General features: G+C 68.6%; 22 protein-coding genes. 11 read left to right on the forward strand and 11 right to left on the reverse strand.

The features are described from left to right. Nucleotides 1–5: 5 nt before the first annotated feature. The 3 genes from ACLARN_RS06240 to ACLARN_RS06250 all read right to left on the reverse strand — a co-directional run bounded on the left by ACLARN_RS06240 (nucleotide 6) and on the right by ACLARN_RS06250 (nucleotide 5982). On the reverse strand, nucleotides 6–1442 hold the full coding sequence (locus tag ACLARN_RS06240) for a PLP-dependent aminotransferase family protein (RefSeq protein WP_409490316.1): 1437 nt from the start codon (nucleotides 1440–1442) through the stop codon (nucleotides 6–8). Nucleotides 1443–1454: 12 nt separating this feature from the next. After that, on the reverse strand, nucleotides 1455–5063 hold the full coding sequence (gene metH, locus ACLARN_RS06245; protein ID WP_409490317.1) for a methionine synthase: 3609 nt from the start codon (nucleotides 5061–5063) through the stop codon (nucleotides 1455–1457). 244 nt (nucleotides 5064–5307) lie between these two features. Further along, nucleotides 5308–5982: a peptidylprolyl isomerase gene (locus ACLARN_RS06250; protein WP_409490318.1), complete on the reverse strand. Its 675-nt coding sequence runs from the start codon at nucleotides 5980–5982 to the stop codon at nucleotides 5308–5310. Nucleotides 5983–6315: 333 nt separating this feature from the next. Here ACLARN_RS06250 and ACLARN_RS06255 point away from each other — a divergent pair, with 333 nt between their 5' ends. Continuing rightward, a complete protein-coding gene (locus ACLARN_RS06255) occupies nucleotides 6316–6918 on the forward strand; it encodes a hypothetical protein (RefSeq protein WP_409490319.1) in 603 nt (200 codons plus the stop codon). A 13-nt stretch (nucleotides 6919–6931) separates the two neighbouring features. Here the strand turns inward: ACLARN_RS06255 and ACLARN_RS06260 are convergent, their stop codons facing one another. Continuing rightward, nucleotides 6932–7201 (reverse strand): DUF2631 domain-containing protein, encoded by a 270-nt coding sequence (locus ACLARN_RS06260; protein ID WP_409490320.1) that lies wholly within the window; start codon nucleotides 7199–7201, stop codon nucleotides 6932–6934. A gap of 95 nt (nucleotides 7202–7296) precedes the next feature. On the opposite strand from ACLARN_RS06260, the gene dxr reads away from it, so the two are divergent. The 6 genes from dxr to map all read left to right on the forward strand — a co-directional run bounded on the left by dxr (nucleotide 7297) and on the right by map (nucleotide 15014). Beyond that, nucleotides 7297–8502: a 1-deoxy-D-xylulose-5-phosphate reductoisomerase gene (gene dxr / locus ACLARN_RS06265; protein WP_409490321.1), complete on the forward strand. Its 1206-nt coding sequence runs from the start codon at nucleotides 7297–7299 to the stop codon at nucleotides 8500–8502. Between the two features lie 3 nt (nucleotides 8503–8505). Continuing rightward, entirely contained in the window at nucleotides 8506–9750 is a 1245-nt protein-coding gene (locus ACLARN_RS06270) for a M50 family metallopeptidase (protein WP_409490322.1), read from the forward strand. A gap of 118 nt (nucleotides 9751–9868) precedes the next feature. Beyond that, nucleotides 9869–11020, forward strand: a complete 1152-nt coding sequence (gene ispG, locus ACLARN_RS06275) for a flavodoxin-dependent (E)-4-hydroxy-3-methylbut-2-enyl-diphosphate synthase (RefSeq protein ID WP_409490323.1) — start codon at nucleotides 9869–9871, stop codon at nucleotides 11018–11020. 155 nt (nucleotides 11021–11175) lie between these two features. Then, a complete protein-coding gene (locus ACLARN_RS06280; RefSeq protein ID WP_409490324.1) occupies nucleotides 11176–12030 on the forward strand; it encodes a GNAT family N-acetyltransferase in 855 nt (284 codons plus the stop codon). A gap of 297 nt (nucleotides 12031–12327) precedes the next feature. Next, nucleotides 12328–14133 carry a penicillin-binding transpeptidase domain-containing protein gene (locus ACLARN_RS06285; RefSeq protein WP_409490325.1) on the forward strand — a complete coding sequence of 602 codons (1806 nt, stop codon included), beginning with the start codon at nucleotides 12328–12330 and terminating at the stop codon, nucleotides 14131–14133. Nucleotides 14134–14156: 23 nt separating this feature from the next. After that, on the forward strand, nucleotides 14157–15014 hold the full coding sequence (gene map / locus ACLARN_RS06290; RefSeq protein WP_409490326.1) for a type I methionyl aminopeptidase: 858 nt from the start codon (nucleotides 14157–14159) through the stop codon (nucleotides 15012–15014). Nucleotides 15015–15071: 57 nt separating this feature from the next. Here map and ACLARN_RS06295 read toward each other — a convergent pair whose 3' ends face one another. Next, nucleotides 15072–15761, reverse strand: a complete 690-nt coding sequence (locus ACLARN_RS06295) for a FadR/GntR family transcriptional regulator (protein ID WP_409490327.1) — start codon at nucleotides 15759–15761, stop codon at nucleotides 15072–15074. Nucleotides 15762–15809: 48 nt separating this feature from the next. Here ACLARN_RS06295 and ACLARN_RS06300 point away from each other — a divergent pair, with 48 nt between their 5' ends. After that, nucleotides 15810–17057, forward strand: coding sequence for a CynX/NimT family MFS transporter (locus ACLARN_RS06300; RefSeq protein ID WP_409490328.1), 1248 nt, complete (start codon nucleotides 15810–15812; stop codon nucleotides 17055–17057). 92 nt (nucleotides 17058–17149) lie between these two features. Further along, nucleotides 17150–17626, forward strand: a complete 477-nt coding sequence (locus ACLARN_RS06305; protein WP_409490329.1) for a hypothetical protein — start codon at nucleotides 17150–17152, stop codon at nucleotides 17624–17626. A 116-nt stretch (nucleotides 17627–17742) separates the two neighbouring features. Here ACLARN_RS06305 and ACLARN_RS06310 read toward each other — a convergent pair whose 3' ends face one another. The 3 genes from ACLARN_RS06310 to ACLARN_RS06320 form a co-directional block, all read right to left on the reverse strand. Further along, nucleotides 17743–19137 (reverse strand): mycothione reductase, encoded by a 1395-nt coding sequence (locus ACLARN_RS06310; RefSeq protein WP_409490330.1) that lies wholly within the window; start codon nucleotides 19135–19137, stop codon nucleotides 17743–17745. Nucleotides 19138–19210: 73 nt separating this feature from the next. Then, nucleotides 19211–19936, reverse strand: a complete 726-nt coding sequence (locus ACLARN_RS06315) for a M15 family metallopeptidase (protein ID WP_409490383.1) — start codon at nucleotides 19934–19936, stop codon at nucleotides 19211–19213. Then, on the reverse strand, nucleotides 19863–20123 hold the full coding sequence (locus ACLARN_RS06320; RefSeq protein ID WP_409490387.1) for a hypothetical protein: 261 nt from the start codon (nucleotides 20121–20123) through the stop codon (nucleotides 19863–19865). Before ACLARN_RS06320 ends, ACLARN_RS06315 begins: the two co-directional genes overlap by 74 nt. A gap of 132 nt (nucleotides 20124–20255) precedes the next feature. Between ACLARN_RS06320 and ACLARN_RS06325 the strand changes: the two genes are divergently transcribed. Both ACLARN_RS06325 and ACLARN_RS06330 read left to right on the forward strand, forming a co-directional pair. Continuing rightward, a complete protein-coding gene (locus tag ACLARN_RS06325; protein ID WP_409490331.1) occupies nucleotides 20256–21089 on the forward strand; it encodes a S1 family peptidase in 834 nt (277 codons plus the stop codon). Between the two features lie 33 nt (nucleotides 21090–21122). Then, complete coding sequence (locus ACLARN_RS06330) at nucleotides 21123–21605, forward strand: GNAT family N-acetyltransferase (RefSeq protein ID WP_409490332.1); 483 nt, start codon at nucleotides 21123–21125, stop codon at nucleotides 21603–21605. Here ACLARN_RS06330 and ACLARN_RS06335 read toward each other — a convergent pair. The 3 genes from ACLARN_RS06335 to ACLARN_RS06345 form a co-directional block, all read right to left on the reverse strand. Next, on the reverse strand, nucleotides 21571–22758 hold the full coding sequence (locus ACLARN_RS06335; RefSeq protein WP_409490384.1) for an 8-amino-7-oxononanoate synthase: 1188 nt from the start codon (nucleotides 22756–22758) through the stop codon (nucleotides 21571–21573). The two genes, ACLARN_RS06330 and ACLARN_RS06335, sit on opposite strands and share 35 nt — an antisense overlap. A gap of 150 nt (nucleotides 22759–22908) precedes the next feature. Beyond that, a complete protein-coding gene (locus ACLARN_RS06340) occupies nucleotides 22909–24399 on the reverse strand; it encodes a DEAD/DEAH box helicase (RefSeq protein ID WP_409490333.1) in 1491 nt (496 codons plus the stop codon). 366 nt (nucleotides 24400–24765) lie between these two features. Further along, nucleotides 24766–25707 (reverse strand): serine protein kinase RIO, encoded by a 942-nt coding sequence (locus ACLARN_RS06345; protein WP_409490334.1) that lies wholly within the window; start codon nucleotides 25705–25707, stop codon nucleotides 24766–24768. Nucleotides 25708–26095: the final 388 nt, after the last annotated feature.

Genomic DNA, 26095 nt, shown 5'->3' on the forward strand with positions numbered 1-26095 from the left:
GGGTGTCAGCGCCGGATCCGGCCCAGGACGGCGATGCCTTCGGCGATGTCGGTCGCTGGGCTCGCCCCGTAGCCGAGGACGAGCCCCGGATTCATCGGCCGCTGGCAATGCCACGACAGCGGCTGCACCTTCACGCCCTGCTCCAGCGCGGCGGCGGCGAAGTCGAGGTCGGAGAACTCGGCGTCGAAGGTGATCGTCAGATGCAGCCCGGCGGCCGCGCCGTGCACCACGGCATCCGGGAGATGCGTCCGGAGCGCGTCGATCATCGCGTCCCGCCGACGGCGGTGCCGTTTGCGCACGAACCGCAGTTGCCGCTCCATCTCACCGGACTCCATGAGATGCGCGAGCACCAGCTGCGGCAGGACGGCGTTGCCGAGGTCGGCGAACCGTTTGGCCGCGACCACCTCGTCCCGGTACCGCGGCGGCACCAGCATCCAGCCCACCCGTAGCGCGGGCGCGAGCCACTTCGACACGCTGCCCGCGTAGCAGACCTGTTCGGCGAGCATCGAGCGCAGCGCGGGGACCGGAGGACGGTCGTAGCGGTGTTCGGCGTCGTAGTCGTCCTCGATGATCAGCCCGCCGTCCGCGGCCCAGCGCATCAGTTCGCGACGGCGTTCCCCGCCGAGGACGACACCGGTCGGGAACTGGTGCGCGGGCGTCAACAGCACGGCGGGCGCACCGCTGCGGACCAGTTCGCCGACGTCGATGCCTTCGTCGTCGACGCGGATCGGCGGGGTCGCGAGCCGCCGGTCGTGCAGATGCTGCCGCGCGCCCAGCGAACTCGGATCCTCGACCGCGATCTCGGAGATCCCGTTGTCGCACAGCACTTGGGCCAGCAACCCGAGGCCCTGCGCGACACCGGCGACGATCAGGACGTCGTCGGCGTCGGCGGTGATGCCACGAGTGCGCGCGATCCAGTGCGCGATCGCCAGCCGCAGCGCGGGCGCGCCCCGAGGGTCGCCGTAGCCGAAGGCCGCCGCCGAAAGGTCGTTGAGCACGGTTCGTTCGGCGCGTAACCAGGCCGTTCGCGGGAAGGCCGTCAGATCCGGCACGCCGGGGGACAGGTCGATCTTCGCCGGGGTCGACCGCAGCGAGTCGAAGACGCCGATCCCGGGGGCGGGCTGGAAGATCGTGCCCGCGGACGGCGGCCCAGGTGTCGTTTGCTCCTTCGTCCTCGCCGGTGCCGCGACGACCACCGTGCCCGCGCGGCCGCGTCCGGCGACGTGGCCGTCCTCGACCAGCCGCTGGTAGGCCTCGGTGACCACGCCGCGGGAGACCTGGAGATCCGCGGCCAGCGCCCTGGTCGCGGGCAGCTTGCTGCCGACCGGCAGGCGGCCGTCAGAGATGGCGTGCCGCAACCGCGACGCCAGCCAGTCCGACCGGCGCCCCGGTGGTGCGTCCCCGATGTCCAGCTGCAGGAAGTCCGAGCCCTCGGCAGTCACCCGATCATTGTGTCATTCGGGTTCGTAGGCGAGGTTCGGGCGCAGCCATTGCTCCATAGTGGACAGTTCGAGACCGCGACGGGCGGCGTAGTCCTCGACCTGGTCCTTGCCGAGCCGTCCGACGGTGAAGTACCGCGAATCGGGGTGGGCGAAGATCAGCCCGCTGACACTCGCCGCCGGCGTCATCGCGAAGGATTCGGTCAGTGCCATCCCGAGGCGGTCCGAGTCGAGCAGGTCGAACAGCTCCTGCTTCTCGCTGTGGTCCGGGCTCGCCGGATAGCCGAGCGCCGGGCGGATACCGCGGAACCTTTCGGCGTGCAGGTCCTCCAGCTTCGGATCGGCGTCCGGCTCGAACCAGTCCCGCCGCGCCTTGAGGTGGATGTACTCCGCGAACGCTTCGGCGAGCCTGTCCGCGAGCGCCTTCACCATGATGGCGCGATAGTCGTCCTGCTTCGCCTCGAACTCGGCGGCGAAGTCCTCGGCGCCGAGGATGGTGACCGCGAACCCGCCGAGGTGGTCGCCCGCGCCCGCCGGCGCGATGTAGTCCGCCAGGCAGCGGTTGGGCCGCGACAGCGGTTTCTTGGTCTGCTGGCGCAGCATCGGGAACGTGACGCCCGACTCGAGGATGATGTCGTCACCCTCGGAGTGCGCGGGCCAGAACGCGTACGCGCCCTTCGCTTGGAACCGCTCCTCGGCGATGATCTGGTCCATCAGGGTGTTCGCGTCGTCGAACAGTTCCTGCGCGACCGGATTCGAGAGGATCGCCGGGTACTTGCCCTTCAGCTCCCAAGCCAGGAACAGGAAGGTCCAGTCGACCATCTCGCGCAGTTCGGTGAGCGTCGGCGACACGTACCGGACGCCGGTGAACGCGGGCGTCGGGACCTCGTCGAAGGAGACCTTCTCCGGGTTGGCCCTGGCCTGCTCGACCGTCAGCAACGGGGTCCGCTGCTTGTTCGCGTGCTGGATACGCAGCTGTTCCTGATCCTCGCGGTTCTTCTTGTCGAGTATTTCGGCGCGGTCCGCGTCGAGCAGGTCACCGACGACGCCGACGACGCGGGAGGCGTCGAGGACGTGCACTGTCGTGTTCTCGTACGCGGGCGCGATGCGGACCGCGGTGTGCTGGCGTGACGTGGTCGCGCCGCCGATCAGCAGCGGCAGTTTCAGCCCGCGCCGCTCCATTTCGGTGGCGACGTTGACCATCTCGTCCAGCGACGGCGTGATCAGGCCGGAAAGCCCGATGGCGTCGGCACCCTCGGAGACGGCGGTGTCCAGGATGACCGAGGCCTGGACCATCACGCCGAGGTCGATCACCTCGTAGTTGTTGCAGCCGAGGACGACGCCGACGATGTTCTTGCCGATGTCGTGCACGTCACCCTTGACCGTCGCCAGGACGACTTTTCCGTTGCCCTGGCGGGTTTCGACCCGGCCTTCGAGGCGCGCCTTCTCCTTCTCGGCCTCCATGAACGGTTCGAGGTAGGCCACCGACCGCTTCATCACGCGAGCGCTCTTGACCACCTGCGGCAGGAACATCTTCCCGGACCCGAACAGGTCGCCGACGATCTTCATGCCGTCCATCAGAGGACCCTCGATGACCTCGAGCGGCTTCGGCAGCTTCTGCCGGGCTTCCTCGGTGTCGTCTTCGATGTAGTCGACGATGCCGTGCACCAGCGCGTGGCTGAGGCGTGCCTCGACCGTACCTTCGCGCCAGGACAGGTCGATGACGCGCTGTGTTCCCTTGCCATTGACCGTTTCCGCGAAGGTGACCAGCCTGTCGGTGGCGTCCTCGCGACGGTCGAAGAGCACGTCCTCGACCAGTTCCAGCAGATCCTTGGGAATGTCCTCGTAGACCGCGAGCTGGCCGGCGTTGACGATGCCCATGTCCAGTCCCGCGCGCACCGCGTACAGCAGGAAGGCCGAGTGCATCGCCTCGCGCACGACGTTGTTGCCGCGGAAGGAGAACGAGAGGTTCGAGATACCGCCGCTGATGCGCACACCGGGGCAGCGTTCCTTGATCCGCGGCAGCGCGTCGATGAACGCCTTGGCATACCCGTTGTGCTCGGAGATACCGGTCGCGACGGCGAGCACGTTCGGGTCGAAGATGATGTCCTCGGCGACGAAACCGGCCTTCTGCGTCAGCAGGTCGTAGGCGCGGCCACAGATCGCGACCTTGCGGTCGGCGGTGTCGGCCTGGCCCTGCTCGTCGAAGGCCATCACGACCACGCCCGCGCCGTAGTCGCGGATGCGCCGGGCCTGCTGGAGGAACTGCTCCTCGCCTTCCTTGAGGCTGATGGAGTTGACGACTCCCTTGCCCTGCACGCACTTCAGCCCTGCTTCGAGGACCGTCCAGCGCGAGCTGTCGATCATGATCGGCAGCCGGGCGACCTCGGGTTCGGTGGCGATGAGGTTGAGGAAGGTGGTCATCGCTTTTTCGCTGTCGAGCAGGTCGGCGTCCATGTTGACGTCCAGCAGGTTCGCCCCGCCGCGGACCTGCTCCAGCGCGACGTCGACGGCGGCCTGGTGGTCGTCGGCCTCGATCAGCTTGCGGAACTTGGCGGATCCGGTGACGTTGGTCCGCTCACCGATCATGACGAACCCGGTGTCCTTGCCGATCTCGAACGGCTCGAGCCCGCTGAACCGGGTGCTCGCCTTCCGAGCCGGGACGTTCCGCGGCTCCATCCCGCGAACGGCGTCGGCGATCTCCTTGATGTGCGCGGGAGTCGTGCCGCAGCAGCCGCCGACGACGTTGACCATCCCGGAGGTGGCGAAATCGCCGAGCAGCCCGCCGGTCTCCTCAGGCGTCTGGTCGTACCCGCCGAACGCGTTCGGCAGGCCGGCGTTGGGGTGACAGGCGGTGTACGTACCCGCGAGGCGGGACAGTTCGGCGATGTGCGGGCGCATTTCCTCGGCGCCGAGCGAACAGTTGACCCCGACCAGCAGTGGTTCCGCGTGCTCGATGGAACTCCAGAAGGCCTCGACCGTCTGCCCGGACAGCGTCCGGCCGCTCAGGTCGACGATCGTGACCGAGATCCACAGCGGCAGATGCGGCGCGACGTCGCGGGCGGCGGAGATCGCGGCCTTGCAGTTGAGGGTGTCGAAGATCGTCTCGATCAGCAGCAAATCGACGCCGCCCTCGGCGAGCGCCTTGATCTGGTCCGCGTACGCCGCGTAGACCTCGTCGAAGGTCACCGCGCGGAACGCCGGGTCCTCGACCTTGGGCGACAGCGACAGCGTGACGTTCAGCGGCCCGACCGACCCGGCGACGAACTTCCCGCCCGCCGCGTCCGCCGCCTCACGCGCGATCTGGGCGCCGCGGAGGTTCATCTCGTACGCGAGATCCTCGAGCCCGTAATCCGCCTGGCCGATGGTGGTGGCGGTGAACGTGTTCGTCGTCGTGATGTCCGCGCCGGCGTCGAGATACTGGCGGTGGATGTCACGCACGACGTCCGGCCTGGTGATGTTCAGCAGGTCGGGGTCGCCGGTGATGTCACGGGGGTGTTCCTGGAACCGCTCGGTGCGGTAGTCCTCTGGCTTGAGGCCGGCGTTCTGGAGCATCGACCCCCAAGCGCCGTCGAGCACGACGATGCGCTCATCCAGCAGCTTCCGCAGGGTGGTCGTTTTCATCCAGAGCTCCTCCCATGTCGTGGGAGGCGCCCTTGCGGTGAGGTACGGGGCCGAGCGTGGCGGACCCATCGGTCCGTTGCAGCGCCTCTCGACCTTCGGAGAGCTTACCGGATCGACCCGCTCTCGGACTCGGCTCGCGCTCAGAGGTCACTCGAGAACGAGCCCGAGGCTCGCCTGGGCAGCGAAAAGGCGCGACCCCCGTCCTCTCAGATACTGAGACCGCGCCGGCATTGGACGCTTCGCCTTAGAAACCGACGGTCGCCTTCTGGATCTTCACCGGCTTCGCGGGCAGCCCATCGGCGGGACCGTTCGGATCCGTCGGGATGATGCCGTTCGCGACGATCCGGTCCAGGACCTCCATGCCGCGCACGACCTTGCCCATCACCGAGTAGTTCTTCGGGATGTTCGCGAACGAGTGCACGATGAAGAACTCGCTGCCGTTGGTGCCGGGGCCCTGGTTGCCCATGGCGATGGTGCCGCGTTCGTAGGTCTCGGTGCCGTCGACCTCGTCCGGGAACTTGTAGCCAGGACCGCCCTTCTCGGCTTCGTAGATGTCGCCGCACTGCAGGACACCGAGGCGCGAGGAGTTCGTCAGGCGCCAGCACTGGCTGTGGTCGTAGAAGCGCTGCAGGGCCAAGCTCGCCAGGTTGTGCGCGGCGCACGGGGCGGCGCCCGCGCGGTTCAGGCGCACGGTCACGGGGCCGTAGTTGAACCGGAACGTGACGTCGATGGTGCCGCGGGTCAGCGCGAAGGGGAGCGGACGCAGCACCGGCCGGGCGGCGGGGTTCTCCGGCGTCGGCGTGAACTCGCAACGCACGATCGGCAAGGAGGCCGAAGCCGGTGCGGCCGAGGCGACACCCGGCAGCAGGACGGCGGCGAGAGCGGAAACGACAGCGGTGACACCCCAGCGCAGCTTCATGAGGGGGAACCTAACTCAAACGGGTGGTCGTCGGGTAGCGGTTCACGCGGGTCGCGCTGCACCTGCTGCGGTCGAGTGGTTGTGAGTGGCGATTCTGGCTGCGGTTGATCGCGGGTTCGGTCCGTGAAGGCCTCCTTACCTACCCTGAAGGTAGTGAAGGAGGCCTTCACTACCCTGGTTGATCGCCACGTCCGCCCCAGGTGCATCAGCAGTCACAGAGGGGCCTTCATGTACATCGGGCGGGTGAGGGTGGCTGTGAGGCATGGGTCCGGGTGGTCGTGAGCGGCGATTCGGGTTAGAACACCAGTCGCCACTCACGACTAACGGAGCCGCATGTTCACCGCCGCGTACCTCGCCCTCGCCCTCGTCTTGATTCCGCCCACCGAAATCCGCCCGGACCAGGTCGACCACATCGCCCTGCCCTGCGTCCAAGCCGGCGCGTCGGCCGACGACGCTGACACGGCGGGAGCCCTCAACCAGCAACTCGGCACCAAGATGCGCGGCTACATGAATCCCTACAACACCTCGTGCGCGAGAGTCGTGGTCGAAACCGTCCAGAGATCGGGCCTCACCGAACGCGCCGCGGCCATCGCGATCGCCACGGTGATCGTCGAGTCGAGCATCGCCAACCTCGACGGCGGCCTCGGCGATTCGGTCGGGCTCTTCCAGCAACGCGCCAGCTGGGGATCCTTCGAGCAGCGGACCGACCCGGTCTGGGCGACCGGCCGGTTCCTCGCGGTGATGCGGCAGTTCTTTCCCAACGGCACGTGGAACAACGTCGCCATCGGGGACGTCGCCGCGGCGATCCAGCGGCCGGCGGCGAAGTACCGGCATCGCTACGGGGTCGAGGCCGACGACGCGGTCAAGATCGTCAACGAACTCTGGGCCCAGGACGGCAAATGGCCCCTGCCCTCGACGGAGAACAGGGGCCGGTAAGGCCGTGAAGGAACTACTTGCGCCAGGCCGTGCGCTGCTTGCGCATGTCGAGCACCAGCCCGAACACCATCAGCAGGGACAGGCCGATCAGCCACAGGTTCTCGGTCCAGCCGTGGTGGTTGCCGTACAGCATCACCAGCAGGATGATCGCGCTCAGCCAGCCCGCGATCCGCGTCGCCTTCGGGAAGGAGCCGTGCCAGCCCCATTCGGCCGACGGCTCGTCGCGGGGATCGACGGTGTCGACGCCCACCCGGCCACGCTTTTCGACCGCCTTGCTCGCCACGATCAACTCCTCAAGACCCGGTGGTTCACTTGCCAGCGAATGATCCCACACCTGGCTGCACGCGCCGGATGGGCCCCAAGCGACAATGAGCCCCGATGACTACCTCGCGAAGTGTGCTCGTGCTCGGTTCGACCGGCTCGGTCGGCGCCCAGGCCCTCGACGTCGCGGCCCGTAACCCGGACCTGTTCCGGGTCGCCGGGATCGCCGCGGGCGGCTCCGACCCCGCCGCGCTGGCCGCGCAGGCCCTGGCGCACCAGGTCGACGCCGTCGCCGTCAGCAGGCCGACAGCCGTGGAAGACCTGCAGCTCGCGCTGTACGCCGAGGCACAGAAGCGCGGCTACTCCAGCGGCGACTTCAAGCTCCCGCGCATCTTCGCCGGGGCCGACGCCGTCATCGAGATGATCGACACCACCCCGGTCGACGTCGTCCTCAACGCGCTCCCCGGTTCCCAGGGGCTCCCGCCGACGCTGCGCGCGCTGGCCACCGGCGCCACACTCGCGCTCGCGAACAAGGAGTCGCTGATCGCGGGCGGCCCCCTGGTACTGGCCGCGGCCAAGCCCGGCCAGATCGTCCCGGTCGACTCCGAGCACTCCGCGATCGCCCAGGCCCTGCGCGCCGGCCGGGAGGCCGAGGTCGCGAGGCTCGTCCTCACCGCATCGGGTGGCCCGTTCCGCGGCCGCAAACGTGAGGAGCTTGCCGACGTCACCGTCGAGCAAGCGATGGCGCATCCGACCTGGTCGATGGGCCCGCTCATCACGATCAACTCGTCCACTTTGGTCAACAAGGGGCTGGAGCTGATCGAGGCGAAGCTCCTGTTCGACATCGAGACCGACCGCATCGACGTGGTCGTCCACCCGCAGTCGATCATCCACTCGATGGTGACGTTCGTGGACGGCTCGACGATCGCCCAGGCCAGCCCGCCCGACATGCGGCTGCCCATCGCGCTGGCCCTGCACTGGCCGGACCGCGTTCCGGAAGCTGCTGCCGCGTGCGTCTGGGACAAGCCCGCGAGCTGGACCTTCGAACCGCTGGACAACGACGCGTTCCCCGCTGTCGAGCTGGCCAGGCACGCTGGGACCGTTGGCGGCTGCGTCCCGGCGGTCTACAACGCCGCGAACGAGGAATTGGTCGCCGCTTTCCTGGCACAGAACACCGGCTTCACCTCGATTGTGGACACTATTGCCCAGGTGGTGGAAGCCGCCGACGAATGGCGTCGCGAACCTCGCGACGTTGATGACGTACTTGCTGCCGAGCGCTGGGCTCGCGCGCGTGCCGGTGCGCTGATCGGTAAGGGGAAGTAGCGCGTGCTCTGGTTCATTCTCGGGATCGTGCTGTTCGCGCTGGGCATCTGCCTGTCCGTCGCCCTGCACGAGGCCGGCCACATGTGGGCGGCCAAGGCCTTCGGCATGAAGGTCCGGCGCTACTTCATCGGCTTCGGGCCGACGATCTTCTCCTTCCGGCGCGGCGAGACCGAGTACGGCGTCAAGTGGATCCCGCTCGGCGGCTTCTGCGACATCGCGGGCATGACCGCGCTCGACGAGGTCACGCCGGAGGAGTCGAAGCGCGCGATGTGGCGCTTCAAGACCTGGAAGCGCACCGTCGTCATGTCGGCGGGCTCGGCGATGCACTTCATCCTCGGTTTCATCATTCTCTACCTGATGGCCGTCACCATGGGCCTGCCGAACCCGGCCGCGCAGGCCGCCCCCACCGAGGCGGTGATCAGCGCCACGTCGTGCGCCCGTGCGGCCACCACGATGGAGCAGCTGAACGACACGACCTGCCCGCCCGGCGCTCCGACCCCCGCGAAGACCGCCGGCCTCCAGGCGGGCGACAAGGTCCTGTCCGTCGCGGGCAAGCCGGTGAAGACCTGGCGCGACATGCTCGCCGCCGTCCAGGTCGCAGGCGGCCCGACGCCGTTCGTGGTCGAGCGGAACGGACAGCAGGTGAACCTGACCGTCGACGTGCCGCGGGTGCAGCGGCTGGTCGCCGACGGTTCCAACAACACCACGGTCAAGGACGTCGGCATGATCGGCGCCTCGCCGATCCAGAACACCGCGCCGCCGATGCTGACCTACGGCCCGGTCGACGCGGTCGGGGCGACGTTCAGCTTCACCGGCACGATGTTCTCCGAGACCGCCAAACGGCTGATCGAGTTCCCGTCGCGGATCCCCGCGGTGGTGGATTCCATCTTCGGCGGCGAGCGCGACCCGAACACCCCGGTCAGCGTGGTCGGCGCCAGCCGCATCGGCGGTGAGGCCGCCGAGCGCGGTCTGTGGGAGATCTTCGTTCTCCTGCTGGCGAGCCTGAACTTCTTCATCGGCGTGTTCAACCTGCTGCCGCTGCTCCCGCTCGACGGCGGGCATATCGCGGTCGTCTGGTACGAGCGGGTCCGGGACTGGTTCCGGAAAATGCGGGGCAAGGCGGCGGGCGGTCCGGTCGACTACACGAAGCTTTCCGCCGTCACGATGGTGCTCGTTTTCCTCGGCGGCGCGGTGACTCTGCTCACTGTCACCGCCGACATCGTGAACCCGGTCAAGCTGTTCCAGTGACGGGGAGCCCCGATTACGGAGCGCGCTGTCAGTACCGTTGGGCTGCCCAGGTAATGCTGCTCACCGTGACGGCTGACGTCGTGTATGTCCGCCGATCGGGGTAGGTACGCTTGAAGGCGTGACTGTCGCTCTAGGTATGCCAGCGCTTCCTCCTCCCGTCCTCTCCGAGCGTCGTAAGACCCGACAGCTGCAGGTCGGGCCGGTCGGCGTCGGGAGCGAGCACCCGATTTCGGTGCAGTCGATGACCACCACACTCACCTCCGACGTCAACGCGACCCTGCAGCAGATCGCCGAACTGACCGCTGCGGGCTGTGACATCGTGCGGGTCGCGTGCCCGTCCGCGGACGACGCCGAGGCGCTGTCCGCGATCGCCAGGAAGTCGCAGATCCCGGTGATCGCCGACATCCACTTCCAGCCGAAGTACGTCTTCGCCGCGATCGAGGCCGGCTGCGCGGCCGTCCGGGTGAACCCGGGCAACATCCGCAAGTTCGACGACCAGGTCAAGGAGATCGCGCGGGCCGCGAAGGACCACGGCACCCCGATCCGGATCGGCGTCAACGCGGGTTCGCTGGACAAGCGGATCATGGACAAATACGGCAAGGCGACCCCGGAGGCGCTGGCCGAGTCGGCGCTGTGGGAGGCGTCGCTGTTCGCCGAACACGACTTCTACGACGTCAAGATCTCCGTGAAGCACAACGACCCGGTCGTCATGGTGCGCGCGTACGAGATCCTGGCCGAGCAGTGCGACTACCCGCTGCACCTCGGCGTGACCGAGGCGGGACCGGCGTTCCAGGGCACCATCAAGTCGGCCGTGGCCTTCGGTGCGCTGCTGCGGCAGGGCATCGGCGACACCATCCGCGTCTCGCTGTCGGCGCCGCCGGTGGAAGAGGTCAAGGTCGGGATCCAGATCCTGCAGTCGCTGAACCTCAAGGAGCGCAAGCTCGAGATCGTCTCGTGCCCGTCTTGCGGCCGCGCGCAGGTGGACGTCTACACGCTCGCCGAGCAGGTGACCGCCGGGCTCGAGGGCATGGAGATCCCGCTGCGCGTCGCGGTCATGGGCTGCGTCGTCAACGGTCCGGGTGAGGCACGCGAGGCCGACCTCGGCGTCGCTTCGGGTAATGGCAAGGGCCAGATCTTCGTCAAGGGCGAGGTCATCAAGACCGTGCCCGAGCACGCGATCGTCGAGACGCTGATCGAAGAGGCCATGCGGATCGCCGAGGAGTCGGGCCAGACGATCGGCGAGGGAGAGCCCACCGTCACGGTCGGCTGAGTGGTCGAGACCACGTTATGAACGGTCCGTTCATTACAGAAATCTGTGATGAACGGACCGTTCATAACACTTGGGCGCCCCCACCAGCCAAGGTTCTCTCAGCGTGTCGTAAAGCTTGCGTTCCGTTTACGCCGTCGATCTGGCACCCTGGAGTGGTGTTGCGGCTTGCAGGTGCACGGCTGCTCGATGATCGGGACTATCCGGCGGTCCGTGCCGCGCTCGCCGCGGACCCGGTCGGCAGCTGCATGGTGAGTGCCAGGGTGGAGACCGCGGGTCTCGACCCCTGGCGGCTCGGTGGTGAGCTTTGGGCCGCCGACTCCCGTCCCGTGCGGGCGGGCAGGCTCCAGGGGTTGTGCTTCTCCGGGCCGAACCTGATTCCCTTGCGCGGCAATGCCTCCGCCTTGCGTTCCTTCGCCGACCGAGCCCTGCGCCGCCAGCGGAGCTGTTCTTCGCTCGTCGGCCACGCGGAGCAGGTCATCGGGCTGTGGGACGAACTCGAGCCCGAATGGGGCCCCGCCCGCGAAGTACGGCAAGACCAGCCGCTGATGGCGCTGGACGGGGTCCCGCACGTGGCCGCCGATCCGCTGGTCCGCGCGGTACGCCCGGAGGAACTCGACAGGTATCTTCCGGCCGCGATCGCGATGTTCATCGAAGAGGTCGGTGTCGATCCCCGCAACGGCGACGGCGGCGCCGGGTATCGCGCCCGCGTCGCGGAACTGATCGCGGGCGGCCGCGCGTTCGCGCGGTTCGAAGACGGCGAGGTCGTCTTCAAGGCCGAGATCGGCGCGATGTCGTCCACGGTCGGCCAGATCCAGGGAGTCTGGGTGCATCCGGAACGCCGCGGCGGCGGCCTCGGCACCGCCGGGACGGCGTCCGTGGTGACCAGGCTCGTCCGCGGCCTTGGCCGCACCGCGAGCCTGTACGTCAACGCCTACAACAGCCCGGCGCTCGCCGCCTATCGCAGGATCGGCTTCCAGCAGGTCGGGCAGTATGCGACGGTTCTTTTTTAGAGGACACAGCTAGTGTCCTGAGTCCGAAGTCCGTGTCGTAAGTACGCGGGCAAGCACGGTGACCCTGTTCGCCGAACTCACGTGCTCAGAAACGTGACTCACGTGCTTGTAGCCGTAACTCGCGTGTGCGGTCTCCAAGCACGCGAGATCCGCCTCTGAGCACGTGAAATACGGCTCTGATCACGTGAGTGCGGGGTTTGATCCAGGTTCCCGATGGACGCACGAACCTCCGGCGCAGGACACTAGACCGGCGTTGCGTTCGGTCGGAAAGCCGCCGGGGCTGGCAGGATCCGTTGCATGCCAGCAGGTCGTCGTGTCGCCGTCGTCGTGCTCGCGGGGGTGGTGGCCCTTTCGGCCGCCGGTTGCGGACTCTTCGCCGATTCCGGTCCCGATGACGCCGTCTCGGGCTTCCTCGACGGGCTCTCCTCCGGCGACGTCGCCGCCGCGGCCTTCTTCACCGATTCGCCGGACGCCGCGCGCGCGTCCTTGGAGATGGTGCGGAAGGCGCTTTCCCCCGAGTCGATCAAGGTCGCGGACACGAAGGTTCAGCATTCGTCCGGGGCGGACAACGGGACGGCGACCTATCAGCTCACCTGGAACCTCCCGCGCGGCCGTGTCTGGACGTACAAGGCCGACGCTCAGGTCCATTCCACTCAGGACGGCTGGAAGGTGCGGTGGCTGCCGACGGCGCTCCATCCGCAACTGGCCGTGCAGCAGACCATCACGCTGAAGTCCGAACCACCGGACCTCGCGCCGGTGCTCGACCGTGACGGGATGCCGTTGCTGCGCCCGCAGACCGTCGTCGGCGTGGTGCTCGACCCGGCGAAGGCGGGGGACCTGGTGGCGGTCTCCGACAAACTCGGCGCGGTGCTCGGCCGGTTCGACGCCTCGGTGACCGGCCAGTCGATCCGCGACGGGGTGAAGACGCTCAAGCCAGGTTCCGGCTATCCGGTGATCAGCCTGCGCGCGAACGACTACCAACAGGTGAAACCCGAGATCTACGACCTGCCCGGCGTCCGGTTCGGCCAGCAGGACCGGTTGCTGCCCGACGACAAGAACTTCGGCAAGCAGGTACTGCCCGCCGTCCGCTCGCTCGTCGAGGACCAGGTGGAGGGCTCGGCGGGCTGGCGGGTCGTCACGCTCGACACGGGCGGTGGCGAGATCATCGACCTGCACACCGAACACCCCAAACCGGCTCCGGCGGTCGTCAGCACGCTCAGCGTGAAGGCCCAGGGGTCCGCGGAGCGGGCGCTCGCCTCGCTGCCGACGGCTTCCGCGCTGGTCGCGATCCAGCCGTCGACCGGCGAACTCCTGGCCGTGGGGCAGAACGCCCCGGCCGACACGCAGGGCGCGATCGCGCTCAGCGGCCGGTTCCCGCCGGGCTCCACGTTCAAGATGGCCACCGCCGTCGCGGCGCTGACCGCGGGCACGGTGCAGGCGAGCAGCCCCGTCGACTGCCCCGGCACGGCCACCTTCGAGAACCGGACGGTGCCGAACGAGGGCAAATTCGCGCTCGGCGTCGTCCCGCTGTCGACCGCGTTCGCCAAATCCTGCAACACGACGTTCGCGAAGCTCTCGACCGACCTGCCGCCTGCCGCGCTGACGGACGCCGCGCGCGACCTCGGCATCGGCGCCGACTTCGTGATCCCGGGACTGACCACGATCACCGGTTCGGTGCCGCCGTCGAACACCGTCGCGCAGCGGGCGGAGAGCGGCTTCGGTCAGGGGACCGTCGTGGCGAGCCCGTTCGGGCTGGCGGTCGCCGCCGCGACGGTTCAGGCGGGGAAGGTCCCAGTGCCGACGCTGGTGCGGGGGATGACCACGACGTCGTCCGGGCTCGGGAAGCCGATCCGGCCGGAGGTGCTCGACGCCGTCCGCGGGATGATGCGCGAGGTCGTCACCGACGGCACGGCGACCCTGCTCAAGCCCCTGCCCGAGGTTCGGGGCAAGACCGGGACCGCCCAGTTCGGCGACGGGACGCGTTCGCACGGCTGGTTCGTCGGCTACACCGGCGACCTGGCCTTCGCGGTGCTGGTCACCGACGGGGGGACGTCCAAACCCGCGGTCGAGGCCGCCCAGCGCTTCCTGGCGGGACTCGGTTAGCGACCAGGTCGTAGGCTGGACTCATGTCCGTTCGTTCCCCCTTGAAGCCCGGCGTCCAGACGCCGAGGCGAGTCGTCCCCGCCAGCATCGCCCGCCCCGAGTACGTCGACCGGCCGGCGCCGAAACGCGACACGGGCAACGGGGTCCGCACGCCCGAGGTGATCGAGGCGATGCGCGTCGCGAGCCGGATCGCGGCGCAGGCGCTCGAGGAAGGCGGCAAGGCCGTCAAACCCGGCGCGACCACCGACGACATCGACAAGGTGATCCACGAGTTCCTGCTGGACAACCACGCGTATCCGTCCACCCTCGGCTACCGCGCGTTCCCGAAGTCGTGCTGCACCTCGCTCAACGAGGTGATCTGCCACGGCATCCCGGACTCGACGGTGATCGAGGACGGCGACATCTGCAACATCGACGTCACCGCGTTCATCGGCGGCGTCCACGGCGACACCAACGCCACGTTCCTCGCGGGTGACGTCTCCGAGGAGGCGCGGCTGCTGGTCGAGCGCACGCGCGAAGCGACCATGCGCGCGATCAAAGCCGTCCGCCCCGGCAGGCAGCTCAACGTGATCGGCCGCGTCATCGAGGCGTACGCGAAGCGGTTCGACTACGGCGTCGTGCGGGACTTCACCGGCCACGGCGTCGGGCCGGCGTTCCACACCGCGCCGACCGTCCTGCACTACGAGGAGCCGTCGGTCGACACGGTCATCGAGCAGGGCATGACCTTCACGATCGAGCCGATGATCACCCTCGGCACCATCGACTACGACATCTGGGCCGACGACTGGACCGTCACGACCAAGGACAAGAAGTGGACCGCCCAATTCGAGCACACCCTCGTGGTGACCGAAGACGGCGCCGAGATCCTCACGCTGCCCTGACGTGAGCCGAAAGGGCCCTTCACCGCATGCGATGCGGTGAAGGGCCCTTTTGTACTTTCAGCTCTCTTCCCGCTCCACCCTGGCGAGCAGCTCGTCGAGGAAACCGCACGCCTCGGAGGCGGCCCGGTCGGCGTCGCCGTCGGCGATGGCCTCGGCGAGTCCCTCGTGGCCGATCTCCGGCAGGTATTCGCCTCCCGGTGTCACGTTCGACGTCGCGGCCACGCTGGCCGTGATCACCTCGGTGAGCCCTCGGTACATCTCGGTCAGCAGGGTGTTATGTCCACTTTGGACGACGGCGAAGTGGAATTCAGCGTCGAGACGGGCGAAATCCTCCCAGTGGCGCTCCCGCAGTTCGAGATTGCGGCGTTCTAGCAGTGAGCGGAGCTCGGTGACCTCCTCGTCGGTCCGCGACAGGGCCGCGAGCCGGGCACCTTCGACCTCGAGGATGCGTCGTACCTGCAGCACCTCGCGCAGCTCCGAACCGCACAACCGCCGGATCGCGCCCGAGACCTCGCTCGTCGCCCGCACGTAGGTGCCGTCGCCTTGCCGGACCTCGAGCAGACCCGTGTGGGCGAGCGCACGAACGGCTTCCCGGACGGTGTTGCGGCCGACACCGAGCTGTCCCGCCAGCTCCGGCTCGGTCGGAATCCGCTGCCCGATGGGCCATTCTCCCTGCGTGACGGCGTCACGCAGCTGCTCTATGACCTGATCGACCAGGCCGGCACGGCGCGTGGTGGCCAATGGCACAGCGTTGTCCCTTCATCCAATCATCCTATGTATGTGATACTAGCCGACGTGCGTGTCGACTCCCGAGAACCCGTTTCCCCGTTCGACGATCGTCTTGAACTCGAAGGCTCGATCGAGACGGAGTGGCGGCCGGGAGTGATCTCCGGCGGCGTCCTGCTCGGCGTCGCGGTCATCCTGGTCGCCCTCAACCTGCGCCCGGCGATCACCAGCGTCGGCCCGATCCTCGGTGAGATGCGCGACGACCTCGGCGCCACGGCGACCTGGGCCGGCGTGCTCACCACACTCCCTGGCCTGTGTTTCGCCGCCGCCGGGCTCACCGCTCCCGCGCTGGCCCGCCGGTTCGGTGTCGGCGTGGCCATCGCGTCCGCGCTGTCGGTGCTGGCCGTCGGACTGGTGCTGAGGGTGCTCGACGGCCCGTACGTCGTGCTCGGGGGAACCCTGGTGGCCACGGCGGGAATCGCACTGGCGAACGTGCTGATCCCAGTCGTCATCAAGGACTCCTTCCCTGCGCGTGTTGGCATGATGACCGGCGTGTACACCGCCGCTCTTCAGGGCGGAGGCGCCCTGGGGTCCGCGCTCACCCCTCCCCTGGAGAGCGCGTTCGGCGGCTGGCGTCAAGGTCTCGGCGCCTGGTCGGTGCTGGCGGTGCTCGCACTCCTCGTCTGGATTCTCGCAGCCCGCGGTACCGGGCGTGCGCCCGTTGCCGAGGCAGGCAAGCAGGGTAGCGGGCCATCGCTCCTGCGGAGCCCCCTTGCGTGGATGGTCACCCTTTTCTTCGGCACTCAGGCCTTTTTGGCCTACGTCGTGATGGGCTGGCTGCCGGAAGTGATGATCGACGCCGGAGTAAGCAAGGGTGATTCCGGACTGTTGCTCGGGCTGATCTCGCTCATCGCCGTCCCGATCAGCCTCGTGGTGGCGCCGATGGCGGCGCGGCACAACAGTCAGAGCCCGTGGATCGTCGGGCTCGGCGTCTTCGGCTTCGCGGGCATGGTCGGCATGATGGTCGCCCCGGCCGCCTCACCGCTGCTCTGGTGCCTCCTCATCGGGCTCGGGATGAGCGTCTTCTCGCTCGCGCTGACGGTGATCGCGCTGCGGGCGCGCACCGGCGCGGACACCGCGCGACTCTCGGGGATGGCGCAGGGCATCGGCTACCTGATGGCTGCTGTCGGGCCGTTCCTCTTCGGTCTGCTCCACGACCTCACCCACGGCTGGACCGTGCCGTGGATCATGATGCTCGTCGTCTTCGTCGCACAGATGACCTTCGGCGCCTTCGCCGGTCGCCGCCGCTTCGTCTGAACGCGTTCAAAAAACTTCTTGACCCCGTACCGGGCGGAGCCATAGCCTGAGCGAGTTGAACCTGTTCAAAAACTCGGTTCCTGGGGGTCGGAGTGGTGGAGGAACTGGCGTTCGGGACGGCCTTGGCCTGCTTCGCCGCGGTGTGTGTCGCCGTGGCACCGGAGCGGCTCGCGGTCGCGGCCTCGCCGGACGAGTTCTACCGCGCCGTGGACCGCGTCTGCGTACAGGTGGAGTCGGACAGCAGCGCGGCGATCCAGCGCTACTGGCCGGATCCGAAGGGGGACGTCGCGACGGAGCTGCGCAAGTGGCAGCACTACGTCGCGACGAAGGTGGACGACGCCAAGGACGTCCTCAAGGGGGCGACGGGGGTCCGCACGGTGCCGGGAGGGGCGGCATCGGCGCGGGAGGAGTTCTTGGCGGCCGTCCGCCGGTACGTCGAGGCGGGCGAGCGGTTCTCGGGGGACGGGGCCCGCTCGGCCACTTTGATGGGTGCCTCGGACACCCAGATGAACGCGGTGAGCGAGCTCGCGGTGCGGAACGGGGCCCGCAACTGCGAACACGTCGTCTGAGGCACCCGGCGTGCAATGAAGGACGCTTTCATAGCAAAATTTGCTATGAAAGCGTCCTTCATTGCACAGGCAGGCTCCAAAAGCGGCCGCAACTAGAGGACTAATTGCGGCGGAGATCAGTCCAGCGGCAGGTTCAGCAGCGCGTTCTCGACCAGTTCCGGCATCGCCGGGTGGATCCAGTACTGCCCGCGCGCCATGCTCTGCGCGTCGAGACCGAAGCTCATCGCCTGGATCAGCGGCTGGATCACCGACGACGCCTGCGGGCCGATGATGTGCGCGCCCAGCAGCTGCCCGGTGGCCGGGTCGGCGAGCAGCTTCGCGAAGCCGGTGGTGTCCTCCATCGCCCAGCCGTAGGCGATACCGGCGTAGTCCTGGTGCGAAGTCACGTACGAAACGCCGCGCTCGCGGGCCTCGCGTTCGGTCAGCCCGACCGAAGCGACCTGCGGCGAGGTGAACACCGCGTGCGGGACGAACCGGTGGTCGGCTTCGATCCGCTCGTCCGGGTGCAGCAGGTTGTGCTGCACGACGCGTTGCTCGTGGTTCGCGACATGCTTCAGCTCGAAGACCGACGAGAGGTCGCCGAGCGCGTAGATCCCCTCGACCACGGTCTGCTGGTACTCGTCGACCACGACGTGCCCGCGCTCGCCCGTGGTCACGCCGGTGGCGGCGACGTCGAGGAGGTCGGAGTTCGGTGTGCGGCCGGTCGCGACCAGCAGGACGTCGGCCTCGACGGTCTCGGCACCCTGCGGGCCTTCGAGGTCCAGCGCGACACCCGACGAGGTCTTGCGCGCGCGGACGGTCTTCCGGTCGAGCCGGACGTCGAACCGCTGCGCGGCCAGGTCGGTGAACCGGGCGCTGACGTCGTCGTCCTCGGTACGCAGCAGTGCGCCGGACCGGTTGACCACGGTCACGTTCACCCCGAACGAGGCGAAGACGTGCGCGAACTCGGCCGCGATGTACCCCCCGCCGAGGATCACGATGCTCGCGGGCAGTTCGTCGAGCCGCATCACGGTGTCGGAGGTGTGGTACCCGGTTTCGGCGAGGCCGGGGACGTCCGGGATCACCGGGCGCCCACCCGCGGCGAGGACGAACCGGTCGGCCGTGATCGTCTCGGCCGGGCGGCCGTCGGGGTAGCTGACCTGGAGTTCCTTGTGCCCGGTGAAGCGGCCTTCGCCCTCGTACACGGTGACGTTCTTGTTGTCCTCGTGCTTGACGCGGTACTCGCGTCCGCCCGAGGCGATCGGGTCGATGCGCCCGAAGATCCGGTCGCGGACATCGCGCCAGCGGACGCCGAGCAGTTCCTCGTCGACGCCGAACTTCGCCGACGACGCGGGGGTGGCCGCGACGTTGGCGGCGTGCACGAACATCTTCGTCGGGATGCAGCCCACGTTCAGGCAGGTGCCGCCGAACGTGCCCTTCTCCACGATCGCCGTGTTCCAGTCCGCGAAACGCGGGTCGAGGATCGAGTTACCCGATCCGGTACCGACGATCACGAGGTCGTAGTGGGGCACGCTGACTTCCTTTGCGGCTGGAGCGGGTGGTTCCGACTCTAGCCAACTTGTCACGGCGACCGGTTGTTCCCGGTCAGTGCCCGTTCGAACTGAAGTGCATCCGGTCCTTCGGGGTCGTCCAGGTGCCGCCCCAGGTCCAGCCGATCGCGGAGAAGGCGGCCACGGTCGGATCGCCCGGCGTGATCATCCCCGGCCGCCGGTTCCCCCGGTCGAGGTACGCGGAGGCCAGCTCCGGCAGGACGAGGTCGCCCTTGGTGTACGGGTTGCAGAAGGGGTTGACGTCGACCGCGAGTCCGTAGGCGTGCGCGGACCAGTTCGTCTGACCGCGGGCCGGACGGCAGACGAAGGCGTTGGTGTTGTTCCCGTCACCCGTCGGGGGAGCGGTGAGTTCCGCGGGAGCGGTCACGCGCATTTCCTCGATCGGGAATTTCGCGGCGAACAACCGCCCGAAAACGGTGACGACGGCGTTCGACACGGAAGCGTTCACGAGCATTTCACCCGTATGCGCGCGGCCGTCGAAACCCCAGAACGACAACGTGAGATAGCGCAGCTCGGTCGACTTGACCGGACAACCGGCCTGCCAAGTACTGCGCGCGAGTACGTCGGCGGGAATGGCGTCCACCGTGCCGGCGAACCGGTTCCCGGCGGGCGGTGGCAACAGGTCCGCGGTCGGCAGGGATCTGGTGGCCAGCACCGGAGGAGTCGGGAGGATCTGCCCGAAACCGTCACGGCGCAAGGGAAGCGGCTTCGCGCCGACCTGCCAGACCGGTGCGGGAGGCGGGATCGGCGTGCTCGGTATCGGTGCTGGTGAAGAGGTTTGCGCCGGACTGCTCGTAGCGGCCGATGTGGACGGCGTGGACGACGGGGATGGCGCCGGAACAGGCGGGGCGGGACTGGAACACGACAGCAGGAGAAAGGCCGTAGCCGCCAGAATCGTCGCCGTCGCCCGCACGAGGTCCAGCGTGACAGATGCGTTCGGTGAGCACAGGTCCACCCGTTTCAGTGACACCACATCGGGCTTTCTCCGATTAGGGTATTCGCGATCGCTTGTGTACGCGCTGGAGTCGAATGACTTCCCAGGGTTTGACCGTACGTACGCCCCGGTGAAGGGACCGAACATGCCCAAGAAGTCACGTCGCACCCTGCTGCTCGCCGTCGGAGCAGTCCTCGCGACGGCCGTGATGGTGCCGGTCGCGGTCAACAGCGCGTCGGCGGACGACAGCGCGGTGGGCGGACCGGAAAAGGCCGTCGAGCCGAGGATCGTGGGCGGCGGCAAGGCCTCGGTCTCGCAATACCCCTACGCGGTCTACTTGGCCGATCGCGGCGGCAACCAGTTCTGTGGCGCGGTGATCGTCAGTTCCACGACGGTCGCGACGGCGGCGCACTGCGCGGACGCGGTCAAACGCGCCGACGTCCGGGTGGTCGCGGGCCGGGAGGACAAGCGCTCGCGGGACGGCGTGGAACTGCGCGTTTCGAAGGTCTGGGTCAGCCCCGACTACAGCGGTGACCCCGGCAAGGGTGACGACATCGCGGTGATGACGGTCAGCGGTCAGCTGCCGTACCGGCCCGCGAAGGTCGCGGACAACGGCAACGCCGACCTGTACAGCGAAGGGACGAAGGCGACGGTGCTCGGCTGGGGCCGCGTCGCCGACGGCGGCGCTCGGTCGGACTACCTGCGCAGCGCGGTCGTCCCGGTGGTCAGCGACAAGACCTGCCGCGCCGCGTACTCGGGCTACGACCCGAGTGACATGGTGTGCGCCGGTTACCCCGAAGGCGGGGTCGACGCCTGCCAGGGCGATTCCGGTGGTCCGCTGATGGTGGACGACACGCTGATCGGCATCGTTTCGTTCGGCGAAGGCTGTGCGAAGGCGGGTAAACCGGGCGTCTACACCCGCGTCTCCCACTACGCGAACGAGATCTCCCAGCAAAACAGCCGCAAACTGATCGGCTGATCGATGCCGTCTTCACGTCCGATGTGCTAACAAGTGGGCGTGAGCACCGACACCCCGATCATCGAGACCTCGTCGTTCCCGCTGTCCGTCGCCGGTGACGAGATCACCGCCGCACAGCTGCACGGCATCCTCCGCCTGCGCGTCGACGTGTTCGTCGTCGAGCAGGAGTGCGCCTATCACGAGATCGACGGGCGTGATCTCCTGCCAGGCACCCGGCACCTCTGGGTCGGCGGTTCCGTCGCCGTCGACTCGTACCTGCGGGTGCTGCAGGACGCCGGCGGCACCTTCCGTATCGGCAGGGTGTGCACGGCGGTCCGCTCACGTGGCAAGGGACTGGCGGGACGGCTGATGGAGACCGCGCTCGCGGGCATCGGGGACGCGCCGTGTGTCCTCGACGCGCAGACGTACGCGAAGGACTTCTACGCCAAGTACGGCTTCGTGGTCGAAGGCGACGAGTTCATGGAAGACGGGATCCCGCACTTCACGATGTGGCGCCGGGAGGCGCCGCAGCCGTGATCACCCCGACCGCGCGGTCCACGTCGGCCTCGGTGAGGTCGGCGCGCGCGGTCAGGCGCAGACGGGAGATGCCGTCCGGCACGGACGGCGGGCGGAAGCAGCCGACACGGATGCCCTGATCCGCGCACGAGGCCGCCCACGCGACGGCCGCTTCGGGTGACGGCGCCTGCACCGAGATCACCGCGGCGTCCGGGAGACTGACCCGGAACCCCGCCGCTTTCAGTTGCATCGCAAGGTTTCCGGCCGCGTCGGTCACCTTGGTGGCCAGCTCCGGCTCGGCTTTCAGCGCGGTGAGAGCGGCCAGCGCGGCGGCGGCACTGGCCGGCGCGAGCCCGGTGTCGAAGATGAAACTGCGTGCGGTGTCCACGAGGTGCTTGATCACCCGGCGCGGCCCGAGCACCGCTCCGCCTTGCGCGCCAAGGGATTTCGACAACGTGATCGTGGTGACGACGTCCGGCGCCCCGGAGAGTCCCGCCGCGTGGACCGCGCCTCGGCCGCCCTCGCCGAGGACGCCGAAGCCGTGGGCGTCGTCGACGAGCAGCGACGCGCCGTGCTCCCGGCAGACACCGGCGAGTTGCTCCAGCGGGGCGATGTCGCCGTCGACGGAGAACACGGAATCGGTGACGACGAGCGCGCGTGGTTTGCGGCGGGTCGCGAGCGCGTGCTTGAAAGCGGCCGGTTCGCTGTGCGCGACAGCGGCGATGTCCGAACGGGACAGACGGCAGCCTTCGATCAGCGAGGCGTGGATGTACTTGTCCGTGACGATCGCGGAATCCGCGCCGGACAAGGCCGTGACGGCGCCGAGGTTCGCGGTGAAGCCGGACGAGAAGACCAGCGCGGCCTGAGTGCCGCAGAAGCGGGCGAGTTCGTGCTCGAGTTCCGCGTGGACCTCGGTGGTGCCGGAGACGAGGCGGGAGCCGGTCGCCCCGGCGCCCCAGCGCAACGCGGCCGCGGCGGCCGCACCGGCGACGCGTTTGTCCCTGGCGAGCCCGAGGTAGTCGTTGCCCGCGAGGTCCAGCTCCGGTTCCTGCGCCTGCCGGATACGCAGCTTGCGCACCAGCCCGGCTTCGGCCCGCTTCTCCGCCTCTACGTCGAGCCAGTCGAAAACCTGCTCGGGCGGGAGGTTCTGGGGAGTGGGGCCGGGAGAAGTCACGTCCCGCAGTCTCCCACCCGCGTTCCGGCGGCCGGTGCGGTGGTCCCGCTGTGGACCCGGCCGGAACGAGATGAACGGGGCTTTCATCGCAAAATTTGCGATGAAAGCCCCGTTCATCTCACGCTGGGGACCGGGGTGAACCGGCTCCGATCAGCTGTCGTAGCTGCGACGCGGGCGTCCGGCGCCCGGACGCTGCGGGCGGCCGCTGCCGCCACCGGACTCGCCACGACGCTGCGGGCGGCCGCGGAAGCCGCCGGGACGGCCACCTTCGCGGGAACCCTGGTAGCCACCGCGGTCGCCGCCACCGTAGCCGCGGCCACCGCCGCGACGCGGGGACTCACGACGACGCTCGATGACCGGCTCACCGCTGGGCTGCTGCGCACCGGTGATGCGAGCGAGCTCGGCGTCGCCCGGGCGGACCGTGGTCTGCTCGGCGCGGACACCGGCGCGGTCGGTCATCCGGCGCACCATGCGACGCTGGTCGTGGGTGACCAGCGTGACCACGACACCGGACGCCCCGGCGCGCGCGGTGCGGCCGGCGCGGTGCAGGTAGTCCTTGTGGTCGGCGGCCGGGTCCACGTGCAGCACCAGCGAGATGTCGTCGACGTGGATACCGCGCGCGGCGACGTCCGTGGCGACGAGCACCGGGGCGAAGCCCTCCTTGAAGTCCGAGAGGACGCGGTTGCGCTGCCCCTGGGTCTTGCCGCCGTGCAGAGCGGCCGCGTGGACGCCCTTCTCACGCAGGCGCTCGGTGAGACGGTCCACGTGGTGCTTGGTGCGGACGAACATGATCGTGCGGCCCTCGCGGGCACCGATCTCGGTGATGATGTCCTGCTTGTCCTGGTGCGACACCTGGAGCACGTGGTGGTCCATGGTGGTGACGCTGGCGGTCGACGGGGCCACCGAGTGCGTGACCGGGTTCGTCAGGTACGCCCGGACCAGGCGGTCGACGTCACCGTCGAGGGTGGCGGAGAACAGCAGGCGCTGGCCGTCACGCGGGGTCAGGTCGAGGATCTCGCGGACCTGCGGCATGAAGCCCATGTCGGCCATCTGGTCGGCTTCGTCGAGCGCGATGAAGGTGCACTCCGACAGCGACGCGGTGCCCTGGCGGACGTGGTCCGACAGACGGCCGGGGGTGGCGATCAGCAGGTCGACGCCGCGGGAAAGCGCATCGGCCTGGCGGGTGAAGGCCATGCCGCCGACGGCGGTGCGGCACCACAGGCCGAGGGACTTGGCCAGCGGGGTCAGCGAGTCGGCGACCTGCATGGCCAGCTCACGGGTCGGGACGAGGATCAGCGCGCGGGGGTGCTTCGGACGGGCGCGGCCGCCGTTGAGCCGGGTCAGCATCGCGAGGCCGAAGGCCAGGGTCTTGCCGGAACCGGTCTGGGCGCGGCCCAGTACGTCGCGGCCGGCGAGCGCGTCGGGGATGGTCGCCGACTGGATCGGGAACGGGGTGGTGATTCCGCCCTCGGCCAGTGCCCGCAGCAGCGGCTCGGGAAGACCGAGCTCCGCCCAGGTCGTGGCCTTGACACTCTCGACGGCGTCGTTGTGCAGCATCGCGTCACCCGCGGGGCGGGTGCGCGGCTTGCGGTGCTGCCGGGCCGACGGTGAGGTGTGGCCGGAGTTGAACGTGACTGTCACAAATGCCTCTCGGACGTGGCACGTCGCAAGGAGGCCCGGGCTGCCCGCACGCAGGCAGGGCAAGATGGTGTGCACAGATGGGCGTTCACAGGGACGAACCCGGCACACCGCGTCTGTATGACACCGCGCGCCAATTGGTTGATACGGATACCGCGAGCCATTCGGTTGGCTTTGGAGGCGACGGACACCACTCATCCACGCCGCCGGTTGCGGTCTAGCACTACTGTACCGGACCGTTATCCGGCCTCCCAATCGGAGGGACCAATTGTGGGCAGGGTCTCCACCGCCGCTTCTCCCGGCGTGTCCTGAAAGGGTCTTTCCGGACGCATCACGTCAGGAAAGACCCTTTCAGGACACTGTGGACGGTCAGCGCAACCCGGCGATCTCTTGCAGTTCCCCGATCAGCTCAGGGACCGCCGTCAGCTGCTCCGGCAGTCCCCGTGAGTGGAACCACGTGGCGATGTTCCGCACGTCCCGCGTGAGGAACTCGAGCCCGCCGGGGTTGGCCACGATGTCGACCACCTGCGGCAGGTCGATCACCATGATCTGCCCGCGGTGGACGAGCAGGTTGTACGCCGAGAGGTCGCCGTGCGCGAGACCTTGTGTCGCCAGCAGTTCCAGCATCGCCGAGGTCTGGAACCACAGTTCCCGCAACTGACCGGGTTCCGGCCGGACCTGTGCCAGCCGCGGTGCGGCGGTCTCCCCGTCGCCGAGGAATTCCAGCAGGATCTCGGTGCCGTCGCGCTGCACCGGGTACGGCACGGGCGCGCCGACCGTCCAGAGCCTGCTCAGCGCGCTGAATTCGGCCACCGCCCACTGTTCGGCGATGAGGTTGCGGCCGAAGCTGCTGCGTGACTCCATGGCCCGCATCTCCCGCGAACGCCGCATCCGCCTGCCTTCGAGATAGCCGGCGTCGCGGTGGAACAACCGGTGCTCGCCACTGCGATACCGCTTGGCCGCGAGCACCGTGCCCTCGGTGCCGGGCAGGTTGCGCCGGACGAGGTGGACGTCGGCCTCCTTGCCGGTTTTGAGGACGCCGAGTTCGGTGTCGACCGCCGCCAGTTCGGTGATCACCCAGTCCGGCCGCGGCTGCGGTCCGTGCTCGGCGTCTCCCCAGGTGCTCCACCGGTCGGCGCCGTCGGGGATGGCGGTTTCGGTGTAGGCGTCTTCGCGCAGCCGGGCGAGCCGGACGCGTTCGGCTTCGGTGAGTCGTCCGCCGCGGGCGGGTTCGGGCTCGTCGTCGAACCGGGCGCGACGGGTGCGGCGTGGACGTTGTTCGTAGGACTCTTCGAGATCGTGCTTGCGCACTGGTGGGTTCTCCTAGTCAGGGATGCCCCACCGGGCGAGCGTCGTGGCTCAGCCGCGAGGGGCGAGTGGATGGGGGCGGCCAACGCCCCGGACAGTCATCTGCACGACGCACCTCCCTGTCGCATCCACCGGCTCCTGCCGGATCGCGCACGATCATCTCGGACACCGCCGGGCGTCCGCAACCGAATTGACGAGGAGTAAGGCAAACGTGCCGTTCTTCGGTGTCGGTCGCGGGGTGGGGTGTCGCGAAAGCCACTTTCGCGACGTCTGATGTCCCGAAAGTGGCTTTCGCGACACGGCCGTTGGGTCTTCACGGACCGAACCCGCGATACGACTCCGTGTCTGACCAGGACCGAGGGCGTCCTTCGTGGCATCGGACGCGGCGAAG

The sequence above is a fragment of the Amycolatopsis sp. cmx-11-12 genome (assembly GCF_046269425.1).
Classification (GTDB): Bacteria; Actinomycetota; Actinomycetes; order Mycobacteriales; family Pseudonocardiaceae; genus Amycolatopsis.